General features: G+C 68.6%; 15 protein-coding genes. 9 read left to right on the top strand and 6 right to left on the bottom strand.

Going from position 1 to position 14,248, the window contains the following annotated elements; genetic code table 11:
- Nucleotides 1-148 precede the first annotated feature (148 nt).
- The 7 genes from murC to M3498_18510 all read left to right on the top strand — a co-directional run bounded on the left by murC (nucleotide 149) and on the right by M3498_18510 (nucleotide 7,688).
- Nucleotides 149-1,531 (top strand): UDP-N-acetylmuramate--L-alanine ligase, encoded by a 1,383-nt coding sequence (gene murC, locus M3498_18540; protein ID MDQ3461266.1) that lies wholly within the window; start codon nucleotides 149-151, stop codon nucleotides 1,529-1,531.
- A 10-nt stretch (nucleotides 1,532-1,541) separates the two neighbouring features.
- Entirely contained in the window at nucleotides 1,542-2,405 is an 864-nt protein-coding gene (locus M3498_18535; GenBank protein ID MDQ3461265.1) for a UDP-N-acetylmuramate dehydrogenase, read from the top strand.
- Nucleotide 2,406: 1 nt separating this feature from the next.
- On the top strand, nucleotides 2,407-3,021 hold the full coding sequence (locus M3498_18530) for an FtsQ-type POTRA domain-containing protein (GenBank protein MDQ3461264.1): 615 nt from the start codon (nucleotides 2,407-2,409) through the stop codon (nucleotides 3,019-3,021).
- A 55-nt stretch (nucleotides 3,022-3,076) separates the two neighbouring features.
- Nucleotides 3,077-4,312: a cell division protein FtsA gene (ftsA, locus tag M3498_18525; GenBank protein MDQ3461263.1), complete on the top strand. Its 1,236-nt coding sequence runs from the start codon at nucleotides 3,077-3,079 to the stop codon at nucleotides 4,310-4,312.
- Between the two features lie 141 nt (nucleotides 4,313-4,453).
- Nucleotides 4,454-5,506 (top strand): cell division protein FtsZ, encoded by a 1,053-nt coding sequence (ftsZ, locus tag M3498_18520; protein ID MDQ3461262.1) that lies wholly within the window; start codon nucleotides 4,454-4,456, stop codon nucleotides 5,504-5,506.
- Between the two features lie 156 nt (nucleotides 5,507-5,662).
- A complete protein-coding gene (gmd, locus tag M3498_18515) occupies nucleotides 5,663-6,640 on the top strand; it encodes a GDP-mannose 4,6-dehydratase (protein ID MDQ3461261.1) in 978 nt (325 codons plus the stop codon).
- 106 nt (nucleotides 6,641-6,746) lie between these two features.
- Nucleotides 6,747-7,688, top strand: coding sequence for a GDP-mannose 4,6-dehydratase (locus M3498_18510; GenBank protein MDQ3461260.1), 942 nt, complete (start codon nucleotides 6,747-6,749; stop codon nucleotides 7,686-7,688).
- Between the two features lie 68 nt (nucleotides 7,689-7,756).
- On the opposite strand, the gene M3498_18505 is transcribed toward M3498_18510, so the two are convergent.
- Both M3498_18505 and M3498_18500 read right to left on the bottom strand, forming a co-directional pair.
- Complete coding sequence (locus M3498_18505; GenBank protein MDQ3461259.1) at nucleotides 7,757-9,175, bottom strand: DUF512 domain-containing protein; 1,419 nt, start codon at nucleotides 9,173-9,175, stop codon at nucleotides 7,757-7,759.
- A 197-nt stretch (nucleotides 9,176-9,372) separates the two neighbouring features.
- Nucleotides 9,373-9,825, bottom strand: coding sequence for a hypothetical protein (locus tag M3498_18500; protein MDQ3461258.1), 453 nt, complete (start codon nucleotides 9,823-9,825; stop codon nucleotides 9,373-9,375).
- A gap of 298 nt (nucleotides 9,826-10,123) precedes the next feature.
- Between M3498_18500 and M3498_18495 the strand changes: the two genes are divergently transcribed.
- On the top strand, nucleotides 10,124-10,828 hold the full coding sequence (locus M3498_18495) for a C4-type zinc ribbon domain-containing protein (protein MDQ3461257.1): 705 nt from the start codon (nucleotides 10,124-10,126) through the stop codon (nucleotides 10,826-10,828).
- Between the two features lie 66 nt (nucleotides 10,829-10,894).
- Here M3498_18495 and M3498_18490 read toward each other — a convergent pair whose 3' ends face one another.
- The 4 genes from M3498_18490 to M3498_18475 all read right to left on the bottom strand — a co-directional run bounded on the left by M3498_18490 (nucleotide 10,895) and on the right by M3498_18475 (nucleotide 13,891).
- On the bottom strand, nucleotides 10,895-11,833 hold the full coding sequence (locus tag M3498_18490; protein MDQ3461256.1) for a diacylglycerol kinase family lipid kinase: 939 nt from the start codon (nucleotides 11,831-11,833) through the stop codon (nucleotides 10,895-10,897).
- 121 nt (nucleotides 11,834-11,954) lie between these two features.
- Nucleotides 11,955-12,674: an anti-sigma factor gene (locus M3498_18485; GenBank protein ID MDQ3461255.1), complete on the bottom strand. Its 720-nt coding sequence runs from the start codon at nucleotides 12,672-12,674 to the stop codon at nucleotides 11,955-11,957.
- On the bottom strand, nucleotides 12,664-13,224 hold the full coding sequence (locus tag M3498_18480; protein ID MDQ3461254.1) for a sigma-70 family RNA polymerase sigma factor: 561 nt from the start codon (nucleotides 13,222-13,224) through the stop codon (nucleotides 12,664-12,666). The genes M3498_18485 and M3498_18480 overlap by 11 nt, the downstream gene beginning before the upstream one ends.
- Nucleotides 13,225-13,357: 133 nt before the next feature.
- Complete coding sequence (locus tag M3498_18475) at nucleotides 13,358-13,891, bottom strand: DinB family protein (GenBank protein ID MDQ3461253.1); 534 nt, start codon at nucleotides 13,889-13,891, stop codon at nucleotides 13,358-13,360.
- A gap of 260 nt (nucleotides 13,892-14,151) precedes the next feature.
- Between M3498_18475 and M3498_18470 the strand changes: the two genes are divergently transcribed.
- A partial coding sequence (locus M3498_18470; protein ID MDQ3461252.1) for a DUF3179 domain-containing protein occupies nucleotides 14,152-14,248 on the top strand: 97 nt, incomplete at its 3' end.

The following is a 14,248-nucleotide window of genomic DNA, read 5'->3' as shown; positions in this document are numbered from 1 at the left end:
GAGCTCTTGCTCGAGCTCGCAGGCGCCCATTCCCAAACTCACAGCGAGGTTCAGACCGCACCATGACGCCGCTTCCTTATCTATCTTATCTATCTTGTCTTTCTCTTCTATTGCCTCTTTACCGCCTGCTCTCGAGGAGGACCACGCCGTGAGCGCCGTCAAGCCCCACCTGCACTTCATGGGCATCGGCGGCGTGGGCATGAGCGGCCTCGCCCAGCTCATGTACGCCGAGGGTTACGGGGTCTCGGGCTGCGATGCCAGCGACGGCCCGCAGCTCGCGCGGCTGCGCCAGGCGGGCATCGACGTTCAGCTCGGCCACCACCCCGATCACCTGGCGGACGCGGACGTGCTCGTCACCACCATGGCCGTGCCCGAGACCTGCCGCGAGGTCCAGGCGGCGCGCGCGCTCGGGCGCAAGGTGATGAGGCGCATCGACCTCCTCGCCGAGGTGATGGCGGGGCGGGAGGGCGTCGGCGTGACCGGCACCCACGGCAAGAGCACCACCACCGCCATGACCGCGACGGTCTTTCTGGCCGCGGGTGCCGACCCGGCGGTGCTCGTCGGCGGCGAGTTGCCGCTCATCGGCTCGAACGTGCGCTCTGGCGCCGGCCCTTTGATCGCCGAGGTCGACGAGTCCGACCCCGGCTTCCAGGGGCTCGCCTGCGGTATCGCCGTCGTCACCAACTTAGAGGACGACCACATCGCCGGCGACTTCAGCGAGCGGCGCAACTACCACGCGACCTGGGGCGAGCTCGTCGCCGCGACCCGGCGCTTCGCGTCGCAGGCGGGGCAGGTGCTCTACTGCGCCGACTGGCCGGGGCTCGCGGGCATCCTCGGCGACCTGCCCCAGGCCCGCGCCTACGGCTTCGGGAGCGGCGCGGACTACCGCGTCGACGGCCTCGCGCTCGAGGCTGGGGGCAGCAGCTTCCGCTTTCACGCGCCGGACGGGAGCGTCCAGGTAGCGCTCGCCGTGCCCGGGCGCTTCAACGTCCAGAACGCCGCGGCCGCCCTGGCCTGCGCGCACCTGGCCGGCCTGCCGCTCGAAGGCGCCGCCGCGGCGCTGGCGCTCTTTCGCGGCGTGGGCCGGCGCTGGCAGCGCTGGGGCAGCGTCCGCGGCGCGCTCATCATCGACGACTACGCCCACCACCCCACCGAGATCGGGGTGACGCTCGAGGCCGCCAAGCACACCGGCCGGCGGGTGCGGGCGGTGGTGCAGCCCCACCGCTGGGTGCGCACCGCCCGCCACTGGCCGGCCATCGCCGAGGCCGCCGCTGTGGCCGATGAGGTCATCGTCTTGGACGTCTACGCGGCGGGCGAGGAGAGCATTCCCGGCATCTCGCCGGCCCTCATCGTCGAGCGGCTCAGGGAGAGCGGCAAGCGGGCGCAGTGGCTGGGCATGGCCGAGGCCGAGCGCTACCTGGCGGGCTCCTTGGCGGCGGGCGACCTGGTGATCACCCTGGGCGCGGGCGACGTCTGGAAGGTGGCGCGGGGCGTGGTGCAGGCGGGAGGAGGCGACGATGGCAGCGCCTAAGACAGCGCCCATGGGCGCGAACAGGGTGCGGCGGGTCAGGCTCGCCATGCTGACCACCTTGGGCGTCGGCGGCGAGGCCGAAGTCTGGGAGGTCGGCAGCGAAAGGGAGCTTACGGAGGCCACCCGCGAGCCCTACCGCGTCCTGGGCGCGGGCTCCAACCTGCTCGTCGCCGACGAGGGCGTAAGCGAGCGCGTCGTCAAGCTGGGCCCCGCCTTCAACAGCGTCAGGGTCTTCGACGGCAAGGCCGACTTGTGGCTGGGCGCGGCCACGCCGCTGCCGGGCCTGGTGCGCCGCGCCGGCCGGCTCGGCCTGTCGGGCTTGGAGGGCCTGTTGGGCGTCCCGGCGACCCTCGGCGGGGCGCTCAAGATGAACGCCGGCACCCGCTTCGGCTGCCTCGCCGACACGCTTCTAGAGGCCGAGCTGTTCGTGGGCGGCGCGGCCATACGCCTGCCCGCGGACGCCCTCGGCCTGGGCTACCGCCGGAGTACGCTCCCGGCGGGCGCCGTCGTCACCCGGCTGCGCCTGGGGCTCACGCCCTCCACACCCGAACGGGTGGGCGCGCAGCTCGCTAAGGTGGACGCGGCCAGAAAGGGCCAGCCCAAGGTCAAGTCGGCGGGCTGCGCCTTCAAGAACCCGCCGGGGGGCAGCGCCGGCAGGCTCATCGACGCGGCGGGGCTCAAGGGCCTGCGCGTCGGCGGGGCGATGGTCTCATGTGAGCATGCCAATTTCGTCGTCAACCTGGGCAATGCCCGCGCCGAGGACGTGATCAGGCTGCTGGGGCTCGTCCGGGCCAGGGTCGGGGTGCCTTTGGAGCTCGAGTGGGAAGGCTGGGGCTTCGAGCCCCGAGCCTCGGCCGCGAGGACGGAGGCCTGAGGTGCGCCGCGCCCTGCTCCTCGCAGGTCTCGGCCTCGCCCTCGCGGCGGTGGCCCTCAGCCTCTACCATCCGCGCATCGCCAGCGTCGTGGTCTCGGGCAACGCCCACTACAGCGCCGAAGAGGTGATGGCGCTGGCCGAGGTGAGGCTGGCGGACCCGCTCCTCTGGGTCCACCGCTGGCGGGCGCGGCGGCTCGCCCTGGACCCCTGGATCCTGCGGGCACGCCTCGTCCGCCACTGGCCGGACACGGTCCTCATCCACGTTTGGGAGCGGCGGCCCGCCATCCGTATCGGCGACCGCATCCTGGCCCTGGATGGTACAGTCTTGGGAGATGCTTCCACCGCAGACCCACGCGCTTCGCAAACCGCCGACCTCGTCCTCGTCCGCGGCTGGGGCGAGGACCGCTCGGACGAGGCGATCGCCCTCGTCCAATTGCTGGAAGAGTATGAGCCCAAGATGTTAAGCTACTCGCCAGGTGGTTTTGACATAGAGTTGGAGGACGGCCGCCTCTTTACGCCGGATATAGCGGCGCTAAGGGCGCACTGGTCGGGTTTTACAAGTCAGCAGGGCAAAAGCGTTTACGTGTATCCCTGGGGAGTGAGCGTACAACAGTGAGCGTAGAACAGGTGAGCGTAGAACAGGTGAGCGTAGAACAGGTGAGCGTAGCGCCATGACTGACGGACGCATCATCGTGGGACTCGATATCGGCACGACGAAGATCTGCACGGTCATCGGCGAGCTCGCCAGCGACGGCGTCCTGGACATCATCGGCGAGGGCACGGTGCCCAGCGACGGCCTGCGCAAGGGCGTGGTGGTCAACTTGGAGCGCACCATCGCCTCGGTGCGCCAGTCGATCGCCGCCGCCGAGCGGGTGGCCGGCGTCGAGGTCACAAGCGCCTGGATCGGCATCGCCGGCTCGCACCTCAAGGCCTTCAACTCGCACGGCATGGCGGCCATCCGCCGCGGCCAGGAGATCAGCCGCGGTGACGTCGAGCGGACCGTCGAAAACGCGCGGGCGATTCCTCTGGAGGCCAATATGGAGGTCATCCACGTCATCCCCCAGGAGTACGTGGTCGACGGCCAGGATGGCATCAAGGACCCGATCGGCATGTCGGGCGTGAGACTCGAAGTGGACGTTCACATCGTCGCCGGCGCCCAGGGGCCGCTGCAGAACTTGAAGCGCTGCTCGCGCGACGCGGGCGCCGAGGTCGAGGGCGTGGTGGTCCAGGCGCTGGCCTCGGGCTTGGCGGTCTTAGACGCCTCCGAGCGCGACGTCACCACGGTCCTTATCGACATCGGCGGCGGCACCACCGACGTGGGCGTGTTCCGGCGCGGCAACTTAGCGCACTCGGCGGTGATTCCGCTGGGCGGCGACCACATCACCCAGGACATCTCCCAGCTCCTACGGATCCCTCCCGACGAGGCCGAGCGGGTCAAGAAAAAGTACGGCGTGGCCCTGCCCGAGCAGGCCGACCGCGAGGTGGCCCTGGAGGTCTCGCATCCCAACTACACCGCCTCCTTGTCCACCTTCGAGCTCGCCCAGGTCATCAAGCCGCGGGTCGTCGAGATCCTGGATCTGGTCAAGCGCAACATCGAGCAGCGCATGGGCGCGATGGAACTCTTGGCCGGCAACGTGGTCATCACCGGCGGCGCCTCCCTGATGCCCGGTTTGGACGGGCTCGCCGCGGAACGCTTCAGGCTGCCGGTGCGCACCGGCAAGCCGCTCGGCGTCTCGGGTCTGGTCGACGTCGTCGCCAGCCCGGCTCACGCCACGGCGGTGGGCCTGGTGCGCTACGGCATGCGCCAACAGCTGCCCGTACCCAGCAAGCGTGCCTTACCGGGCGAGGGCTTCAGCCTGCCGACCTGGTTCGGCAATATCCGCAATATCTTGAAGGATTTCTTCTAGGAATCAAAGGGGGCCGGGAGTCAGGAGCTGGAAGTCGGGAGTCATGACAGAGCGAACGTTCGCTGGACAAACTCGAGAATTGGACAAGAGCGCAGAGGGTCGTAGACAGGCAAGTTGTAGAAAGGCAAGGGGACAACCATGATGGACAACGCAGTTATTCGGGTGATCGGGTTGGGCGGCGGCGGCAACAATGCCGTCAACCGCATGATCGAGTCCGGGCTCCAGGGCGTCGAGTTTATCGCCGCCAACACCGACGCCCAGGTCCTGGCCACCAGCCTGGCCGACACCCGCGTGCAGATGGGCGACCGGCTCACCAAGGGCCTTGGCGCCGGTGCCAGCCCCGAGATAGGCGAAAAGGCCGCCGTCGAGGACCGCGACCGCATTTCCGAGCACCTGGTCGGCTCGGACCTGGTCTTCATCACCGCGGGCATGGGCGGCGGCACCGGCACCGGCAGCGCGCCCATCATCGCCGAGGTGGCCAGGGAAGTGGGCGCCTTGACGGTGGCCGTGGTCACCTCGCCCTTCCAGTTCGAAGGGCCCAAGCGCATGCGCGCCGCCGAGGAGGGCCTGCGCAAACTCGAGGAGCGCGTCGACGCGCTGATCGTCGTCGAGAACCAGCGCCTCCTCTCGGCCCTGGACCGCAAGGTCAAGCTCTCCGACGCCTTTCGCGTCGCCGACCGGGTGCTCTACCACGGCGTCAAGGGCATCAGCGACGTGATCAACATGCCCGGCCTCATCAACGTCGACTTCGCCGACGTGCGCACGCTCCTTACCGGCGCCGGCACGGTCCTGATGGGCATCGGCGCGGGCTCGGGCGAGCGCCTCGTCGAGGAGGCCGCCAAGAGCGCCACCCACAGTCCCCTCCTGGCGCGCGGCGTCGAGGGCGCGCACCAGCTCCTCATCAACATCACCGGCTCCGAGGAGCTCACCCTCTTCGACGCCAACGAGATCGTCGAGAAGATCAGCGAGGCCACCGAGGTCGAGGACGTCAACGTGCTCTTCGGCGTGACCTACGACGATGCGGCCTCGGACGAGGTGCGGGTGACGGTGATCGCGGCGGGCTTCGACCACAACCCGCAGATGAAGATCCTCCGCCCCAGCCAGCTGCGCGCCAACGCCGGCGGCCGGAGCTACGACCCCAGCAACTACGACATTCCCGCCTTCTTGCGCTACAACCCCGAGGGAGACAAGTAGGCGGCCGCGCGGGCTGAGGATTCAACGGGATAGGGCGCTGACGAGGGCGCTTGTGGTTGCCATCATAAGCGCCTGGGGCGAGGCCAGGCAGGGCCTGGCGCCGGCGTCCTCGGCACCGGCGAGCTTCTGGGCTTAGCCAAAGGAGGAGAAACCAGGGTGACAAAGCGCGCGCTCATCACGGGGATTACCGGCCAGGACGGCGCCTATCTCGCCGCCTTGCTGCTCGAGAAGGGCTATACGGTCGTCGGCGCCGAGCGCCGCGCCAGCACCAGGAACCGTCAGCGGCTCGACCTCCTGGGCATCACCGAGAGGATCGCCTTTGCCGACTTCGACCTGGCCGATGGCGGCGGCATGATCCGGGCGCTCGACGAGCACCAGCCCGACGAGGTCTACAACCTGGCCGCGCAGTCTTTCGTGGCGCTGTCCTTTGAGCAACCGCTCATGACCGGCGACATCACCGGCCTGGGCGTGGCGCGGCTGCTCGAGGCGGTCCGCGCGGTGAACCCGCGGATCAGGTTCTATCAGGCCTCGAGCAGCGAGATGTTCGGCAAGGCGCAGGCCGTTCCGCAGAGCGAGACCACCGCCTTCCACCCGCGCAGCCCTTACGGCGTCGCCAAGCTCTACGGCCACTGGATCACCGTCAACTACCGCGAGGCTTACGACCTGCACGCCTCTTCGGGCATCCTCTTCAACCACGAGAGCCCGCTGCGCGGCGTCGAGTTCGTCACCAGGAAGATCAGCCTGGCCGCCGCCCGCATCAAGCGCGGCCTGCAAACGGAACTTCGCCTGGGCAACTTGGAGGCCAAGCGCGACTGGGGCTACGCCAAGGAGTACGTCGAGGGCATGTGGCTCATGCTGCAGCAAGACCAACCGGGTGACTTCGTCCTCGCCACCGGGGAAACCCACACCGTGGAGGACTTCGTCGCCGCGGCCTTCGCCGCCGCCGGGCTCACCTGGCAAGACCACGTGGTCATCGACCCGGCCTTCATGAGACCCGCCGAGGTCGATCTGCTCCTGGGCGACCCGAGCAAGGCCAGGCGCGTGCTGGGCTGGCAACAGCGGACCAGCTTCGACGAGCTCGTCCGCCTGATGGTCGCAGCGGACCTCGACTGCGTATCGCGCCAGCAGGGCTGATGGGCGCCCGCCGGCTCGCTTGCCGAGCGTCACGCCGCACCGGCAAAGGCGCCATGGCCCGGGGCCCTTCCGACATGGCCCGGGGCCCTTCCGAAAGGAGGCCGGCGTGGCGGCTTTTGATCTAGTCACCGGGGGCAGCGGCTTCATCGGCTCCCATCTGGTCGATCGCCTCGTCACCTCGGGGCGCAGGGTGATCGTCGTCAGCGCTTCGGCGGGTGATCACGCGGGCAACCTGGCGAGGTCGCTCCCCCATGTCGAGCTCGTCCAGGGGGACATCCGCTCCAGGGACTGGTGGCCGCGGCTGGCGCGCTTCGAGATCGCGCGCATCTTTCACCTCGCGGCCAACGCCAGCGTGCCCCGCTCCGCCAGCGAACCCGCCTTCGACCTGAGCACCAACGTCTTGGGCACGGTCAACCTGCTCGGTTTGGCCCGCGAGCGCTCCGCGCGCTTCCTGCAGGCCTCGACCGCCTTTGTGTACGGGACGCCCCGCTACGTGCCCATGGACGAAGGGCATCCGCTCCTGCCCACCAGCCATTACGGCGTCTCCAAGCTCGCCGCCGAGAGCTACGTCGACCTCTACCGCCGCGAGTACGGCCTGGACGCGAGGATCGTCCGTTTTTTCAATGTGTTCGGACCGCATCAGGCGCGCTACCTCGTCTTTGACTTTCTCCACAAGGCGACCGCCCCCGGCGGGGTCTTCGAGGTGCTCGGCAGCGGCGCGCAGGTGCGCAGCCAGCTTTTCGTCAGCGACGCCGTGCAGGCTATTCTCCTGGTCACCGAGGGGGGCGACGCTCAGCCCTACAACATCGGCTCGGAAAGGGGGCTCTCGGTCCTCGAGCTGGCCAGGATGATCCTGGAGATCACCGGGCGGCAAAAACGCCTCGAGACGACGGGTCAGTCGTGGCCGGGCGACATCCCCGTGCTCGTGCCCGACATCAGCCGCTTGAAGGGCCTGGGCTTTCAGCCCGAGGTCTCTCTCGAGGCGGGCCTCCACAAGGTCTGGCAGTGGTGGCAGGCCAGAGGTCAGGCGGCAAGCGGCCCAAGCTGAGGCTTCCAAAGCGCCCTCCAAGGGAAACCCACCGACTCCTGAGCCCTGGCTCCTGAGCCCGACCCCTGCTACCCGGCCGCCTCCTTGGCAGCGTGGGTGGAGTAGCCGAACTGCGGCAGCGCGCCGCCGGGCGCGCTGGAGAGCATCGCCTGGGCGAGCTCGGCGAGGTTGGTGCCGCCGACCGCCACCTCCATCTTCAGTTCCCGGCGCAGGTCGCCCAAACTGCGCTCGTCGAGCATCGTCTCGGTGCCGTACTTGACGACGTTGGGCGACACCAGGAGCAGGTCGGCCTCGCCCGGCGCGATCTGGGTCAGAAAGTCGCGGCCGGCCAACAGGCCGGCGACGGTGGTGACCTCGCCGAAGGTGCGGTTCTTGAGCTCGCGCACCTCGAAGTCGAGCCCCTGAACCCCGCGCAAGGGACCCAGCGCCCGCGCCAGGACCGGGGCGAAGAGCTTGCCGGTGGCGAGGATGACCTTGCGCGGGTTCACGCGGGCCGGCAACCCCGGCAGGGGCTGGGAGAGAAAATCGCGGATCATGCCCACGCCGTTCTCGAGCATCGCGTAGCCCTCATAGGCCTCCGCGGGCGGGACGGGCTCGCCCGCCAGGAGATAGAACTCGTCGCTGGGAAAGATGAAGCGCGTGCCCCGCTCCTTGAGCATCCTCGCCTGGAAGGCATGAACCCGCTTCAAGACGCCCCGCGCCTCCTCGGGCGCATAGGGACGCAGCTCGGGCAGGTTCCGGCGGTGCTCGGTGAGGCCGACCGGCACGCAGGCGACCGCCAAGACGTTGGGCTGACTCGCCAGGAACTCGAGCGACTCGCTGAGCGCCTCGCCGTCGTTGCGGCCGGGCAGGAGCACGAGCTGGGTGTAGAGGTCGATGGGGGCGAGCCGCTCGAGCATATCGCGGATCCTGGTGGCCTTTTCGTCCTTTACCTTGAGCCGCCACCACTTCATCATGTCGCGGCGCAGGTCCTCGTCGGTAGTGTGCACCGAGACGTAGAGCGGGCTCAAGTGCTCGCCGACGATGCGCGCGATGTCGCCATCGGTCAGGTTGGTCAGGGTCACGAAGGAGCCGTACAGAAAAGAGGTGCGAAAGTCGTCGTCCATCACGTAGAGGCTCTTCCTGAAGCCCTTGGGCATCTGGTGGACATAGCAGAACTCGCACTTGTTGGCGCAGAGCTTGAGGCCGTCGAAGATGACCTCGTCGAAGTCGAGGCCGGGGTCCTCCCAGCCGGCCCGGAAACAAAGGCTCTCCCCCGCCGGGCTGCGCACGGTGAGCTCCACCTCGCCCTTTTCCAGCTCGCGGCGGTAGGCGAGGATGTCGGGAATGGGCTGGCCGCCCACGCTGAGCAGCTCCCAGCCCGCCGCCACGCCCGCCCGCGCCGCCGGCGAGCCCGGCGACACCCGGCTGATCGGGGCCGGGTAGAGCGGGGCAGGGACAAGCGGGGCGGTATCGGAAGCGGCGGTATCAGAAGCGTGAGGCGTCATAAGCATGTGAGTCTAGCAGATTTGCCCGCAGAGCGCCCGTGTTGCCCCGACATCGATCAAGCCCGGCTTCCAGCGCAGGACGCTCGGCAGCGCGCGTTTTGCCTATCGACGAAGGCGGCGACCGGTAGGCAGGGCTGTACTGGGGCTGTGTACTGGGGCTGTACTGGGGCTGTGGCCTTGTGGCGGTGTCGGAGCGCTCACAGGCCGTCGGTAGGCTGGTTGACCCGCGTCTCGCCGATGACGAAGCCGTGGAGCGGCGGCAACGTCTCGAGCACGGCGTAGTCACCCGGCTCGAGCCGCCCCGGGCCCGGCCCCAGCAGGCCGACGACCACGGGGAAGCCGACATCGATCACGAGGAGTTCGCCCGAAACCCGGCTGACCCGCCCTCCCAACCTGAGGCGGCTCGGGCCGAGGACCTCGAAGGAGGGCTCGCCTTCACCCACGGTGAGCCCTTCCGCCACGCCGTGAACGATAAGCCGCGCCTTGCCGGCCGGGCTGGCGTAGGGGTTGGTCCGCTCGAACAGGTGAAAGATGCGCCCGTTCACCTCGCACTCGAGCAGCGCGCTGCCCTCGACCCTCGAGTAGAGCCAGGCCGTCACCGCGTAGCGGCGCCACTCGGCGATAAAGCTATCGACGGAGTCCTCCAACACGCTCCGCATTCTAACCCCAAGCCCTCGCTCCGGAGAGGGGTTCACCCTGCGTCACGGTGGCTTCTCACCGTGGCTTCTCACCGGGGTGAAGGGCGAGCTGCTGAGCCTCCAGCCGGGCAGCGTCACGGAGCACCCAACCCGGACAGCCTCTGGGGCGTGTTAGACTGCTGCGGACGCGCGGCCTTGGCGCCGACAGGCCAGAGGGTCAAGCGAGAGGGCCAAGCGAGAGGGCCAAGGCCGGTTGCCAAGCTTGCGACGAGGTCCGGCAGGCGGACTCTGGCCCTTGCCAGGAGGATGGATGCTCGAGAAACTCAGTCAAGTCCAGACGTTCGACCTAGACCTAGATGCCCTCGAGGATAAAAAAAAGCTCGTTCCTCCCCAACTCACCGAGACAAACGCGCGCAAGCGGGACCTCGAAGCGGATCTGGCCGCGGTAGAGGCCGTACACCACGAGCTGCGCCGACAAGTGAGCAACAACGAACTCGAGATCTACACCCTGTCGGACCGCCGCAAAGGGGCCGCCAACGCCGCCAGCGCGGCGATGAGCGGCAAGGAGGCCTCGCAGTACCAGAACCAGGAACTCCAGTTCGCCACCCGCTTAGAAGAGTTAGAAAACGACACCTTGCCGCTCATCGAACGCATGGAGACGCTCGAAGCGCGCATCCTGGAGCTCCAGGGCGAGCTCGCGGCGCTCGAGCCCGAGCTCGAGCGGATGACCGCGGACGAAGAGAAGCGCGTCAGCGCGCTCGACGAGGAGCACGCCGTCATCGCCGGCAACCGCGACGCCATCGCCCGTGAGATCGACGCCAGCCTCCTAAAGCAGTACGAGGGGGTGCGGCGCTCGCGGCGGGGCCTCGGCCTGGTGCCCATCGTGGACAACAAGCGCTGCGGCGGCTGCAACATGCAGCTTCCCATCCACGTCATGCAAAAGGCCGGCCGCAGCAAGGCCATCACCCGCTGCCCGAGCTGCGGGCGCATCCTCTGGCCCAAGGACGCCGCCTAGCGGTCGTCGCCCGGGGGGGTCCCCTCGAGCTCGCGGCGCAGGCTCTCAGCTCCCCGTCTCGGCTGCTCAGCCACCCTCGCTCCGCGCCTCCTGTTCGGCGACGTATTCCTGGGGCACGATCAGGTTGGCGCCCCCGGGCACCGCCTCGACGCAGAGCGGCGTGGTGCCGAAGGCTTCGCCGTCGATCTGGACCCCGAGCGGCGGCTGCACCTCGATCTTGATCTTGGCGGCCTGGATATAGCGCAGGTTCTCCTGGCTTTTATACTGGCGGGTGAGGATCTGCCAGAAGGTGCGCGCCAGCCCCCAGAGCGTCACCGACGAGGCGATCATGAGGTCGAGCTTGCCGTCGTGGGGATGGATGTCGGGGCCCAGGGAGATCTTCGCGGCGGCGATCTGACCGACGTTGATGACCATCACGGTGTGGGCGAGAAAGTCCATCTTCTCGCCGTCGGCCTCCAGGTGGACGCGGACGCGCTTGAGCCTGAACAGGCTCTTGATGCCCGACACCACGTAGGCGGCAAAGCCCATCACCCGCTTGAGGTTGCGCGGCGCCTCGGCGATCATGTTGGCGTCGTAGCCCATCCCGGCCACCAGGGCGAAGTAGCGGTCGTGGTCGGGCAGGTAGCCCACGTCCAGGCGCTCCTCCTTGCCGCTGAAGACGAGCTCGAGCGACTTTTCGACGTTGATGGGAATGAGTAGCGCCCGCGCCAGCAGGTTGGCGGTGCCGGTCGGCACCTGCGCGAGCGGCACCGAGCCTTTGCTCTTGATGAGGCCCGACATCGCCTCCATGATGGTGCCGTCGCCGCCGACCGCCACCACCACGTCGAAGCCCTCGTCCCCGGCCGCCTCAGCCCAGCAGAGGGCGTCGCCGTCGCCCTGCGTCTCGCGAAAGTCGAAGTCGAGGCCGCCCTCGCGGAAGCGCTCCTCGAGACGGCGACGGGTCCTTTTGGGGTCGTGCTGACCCGAGACCGGATTCATGATGACGAGCGCGCGCCTGTAGGCCATAGCTGCTCAGCTTAACGCATCCCGGCTCCGGCTGTTCGCTTCGAAGAGCGAATCCACAATACAGAGTCAGCACTCAGAAGGTGTTTTTCCGAGCCCTGTATTCCCACTCCTGACCCTGCCCTTACAGCTCCGCAAGCGCGACCGGCGCGCTGGTCGGCTGCTCGCTGCCGCCCGGAGGCTCCTCGGTGACGCCAAAAAGGCCGCCCGGCGTGACCTCGTGGCCGACGATGAGCAGTTCAGCGCCGTCGGTGACGCCCAAAGACAGCGGCACGCCGTCCACGATCTCCCAGGCCTGGTAGACCTGGTCCTCGGGCGGCGGCCGCTCGAGCGCCATGAAGAGCCGGTCGTCGGGCAGGCGCACGAGCGTGCCGACCCTCTGGCCCTCGTCGTCGAGCAGCGCTTGGGTAACCGCGCCCGGAGCCTCGGTATAGCGCTCGAGCTCGCTCACCAGCGGCGGCGTTTCCGGTCTGAGCGCGGGCAAGCCGAAAAAGACCAGCAGGGCCAAGGCCGCCGCGGCCGCCAAGCCGAGCCACAGGGGCAGCTTGGACCTATCGGTGCGCTTGGGCGCAGCCGCGGGCCGCTCCAGAACCCGCTCGCCCGCGGCCCCTCCCACAGCCTCCCCTGTCTCGGCGCGCACCCGCGCCAGCAGGCCCTCGGTCGCGCCCTTAGGATCGGCCTCGGGCTCGAGTTTCATCACCTCGTCCGCCAGGGCGGCGAGATAGTCGCGCACCTCGGCGGCCGCCTCGGGATGGCTCTCCAGGTAGCGCTCGACCTCTCTAGCCTCGGCCGCGTCCAAGATGCCCAGGGCGTAAGCGATCAGCATGTCCTGGTCAACGGTCACCGGCCACCTCCCCGCCACGCGGTTCCCCGCCGTACTGTTCGCCGAGGTGCTCGCGCAGCCGGCCGAGCGCCGTGCGCAGCTTCGTCTTGATGGTGCCCAGTGGCCGCCCCGTGAGCTCGGCGAGTTCCTGGTGCGAGTGGCCCTGATAAAAGGCCAGTTCGATGAGCTCGCGCTCGTCCTGGGCGAGGCTGGCGACGGCCTGCTCGACGTAGACCTTGGTGACCCCGTCGGGCGGCGCCACCGGCGCGTCCCAGCTTTCGAGGGGCACGGTCTCCAGGCGCCCCCCGCGCAGGCGGTTGACCATGAGCCGGTGGGCGATGGTGACCAGCCAGGTCTTGACGCTAGCCTTGGCGGGATCGAAGCGCGCCGCCGCGTTCCAGGCGTTGACGAAGGCGTCCTGCACGGCCTGCTGGCGCTCGTCGGGGTCGCGGAGCATACGCCGGCCCATGGCCAGAAGATAGGGGCAGTAGCGGCGGTGAAGCTCGACGAGCGCCAACTCGTTGCGCGCCGCCATAAGCGCGACCAGGCGCTCATCGGTCTCGTTTGTCACGCCGTTGTCCCTGGGGACTCTGTACTTCGCCGCATCATCAAGGGCCGCATCATCAAGAGGTGTCCTCGTCAGAAGCCTAACAAAAAGAACCGCGCTTCACAAGGCGCCCGTTAAACAAGGCGCCCGTTAAACATCACGCGTCGCTGGCGGTGCCGAGAAAGGCCCGCTCGAGCCCCTTGCGGTGGTGAGCGTTGTGAAAGCTCATCGCCTGCACCCAAGCCTGCGCGCTCAGATCGCCGAAAAAAGGGTGAAAAAAGCGCCGCTCGGTCCAGTCACGAGTACTCGCCACTTCCGCCAGGAAGCGCGCCGTCGACACCTGCCACGCCGCCGTCAGTTCCGCGAATGGCCGCGGCTCGCCCGGCTTCAGCTGGATGGGCGCCTGCGGCTTGCCGTTTGCGAGCTCGCCCGGCCGGCGCGCCACCTCGGGCAGCGGCGCCTGGCGGTTCAAGAGGTGGAGGATCTTGCTGGTCGCGTCGTTGACTTTGATGACGTGCTCGACCACTTGCGCGGGGCACCAGGCGTCCGCCGCGGGCCGGGCGGTCCAGTGCGGTTTCAACAGGGGCAGGAGCGCGGTGAAGGCCTCGAGCTCCTGCTCGAGCCTAGCGGCCGCGTCCTCGGGGCCGGCGCCGAAGCGCATGAGCAGGCGGGGGTCGAAGGGAGCCGACATGGTCTCCATTGTAACCCCGGTGCTCCCCGGGGGCCCTCGAGCTCGGTACAACGTTTGACTGCGCCCGGCCCTAGGCTGGGCTAGGGTTAAGGCCGTTGGAGGTAATACCGTGAGACCCGTCCTCTTCCTGATCGTCCTCGCCGCCTTCGCCTCGGCTCAGGACAACCGCACGCTGGCCGGTTTGGAGATCGATCCGGCGAGGGCCGCGATCCCCCTGGAGCGCATCCTGAGCGGCGGACTGGCTCGACCCGCAGGAGCCGGTGATCGCCCTCGAGCTGAACGGCGAGAGCAGGGCCTATCCCCTGCAGATCCTCACCTGGCACGAGATCGCCAACGACAGCCTGGCCGGCGTGCCCG

The organism is Deinococcota bacterium (assembly GCA_030858465.1).
GTDB lineage: Bacteria > Deinococcota > Deinococci > Deinococcales > Trueperaceae > JALZLY01.
Note: the sequence above shows the minus strand (reverse complement) of the source record. Positions and strands in the feature narration are given on the sequence as shown.

Excerpts from the sequence above, each read along its gene's own strand:
- M3498_18490 (MDQ3461256.1), bottom strand. The coding sequence starts at position 11,833 with ATGGCCTACAGGCGCGCGCTCGTCATCATGAATCCGGTCTCGGGTCAG.
- M3498_18475 (MDQ3461253.1), bottom strand. The coding sequence starts at position 13,891 with ATGTCGGCTCCCTTCGACCCCCGCCTGCTCATGCGCTTCGGCGCCGGC.
- M3498_18495 (MDQ3461257.1), top strand. The coding sequence starts at position 10,124 with ATGCTCGAGAAACTCAGTCAAGTCCAGACGTTCGACCTAGACCTAGAT.
- M3498_18505 (MDQ3461259.1), bottom strand. The coding sequence starts at position 9,175 with ATGACGCCTCACGCTTCTGATACCGCCGCTTCCGATACCGCCCCGCTT.
- M3498_18535 (MDQ3461265.1), top strand. The coding sequence starts at position 1,542 with ATGGGCGCGAACAGGGTGCGGCGGGTCAGGCTCGCCATGCTGACCACC.
- ftsZ (MDQ3461262.1), top strand. The coding sequence starts at position 4,454 with ATGGACAACGCAGTTATTCGGGTGATCGGGTTGGGCGGCGGCGGCAAC.
- ftsA (MDQ3461263.1), top strand. The coding sequence starts at position 3,077 with ATGACTGACGGACGCATCATCGTGGGACTCGATATCGGCACGACGAAG.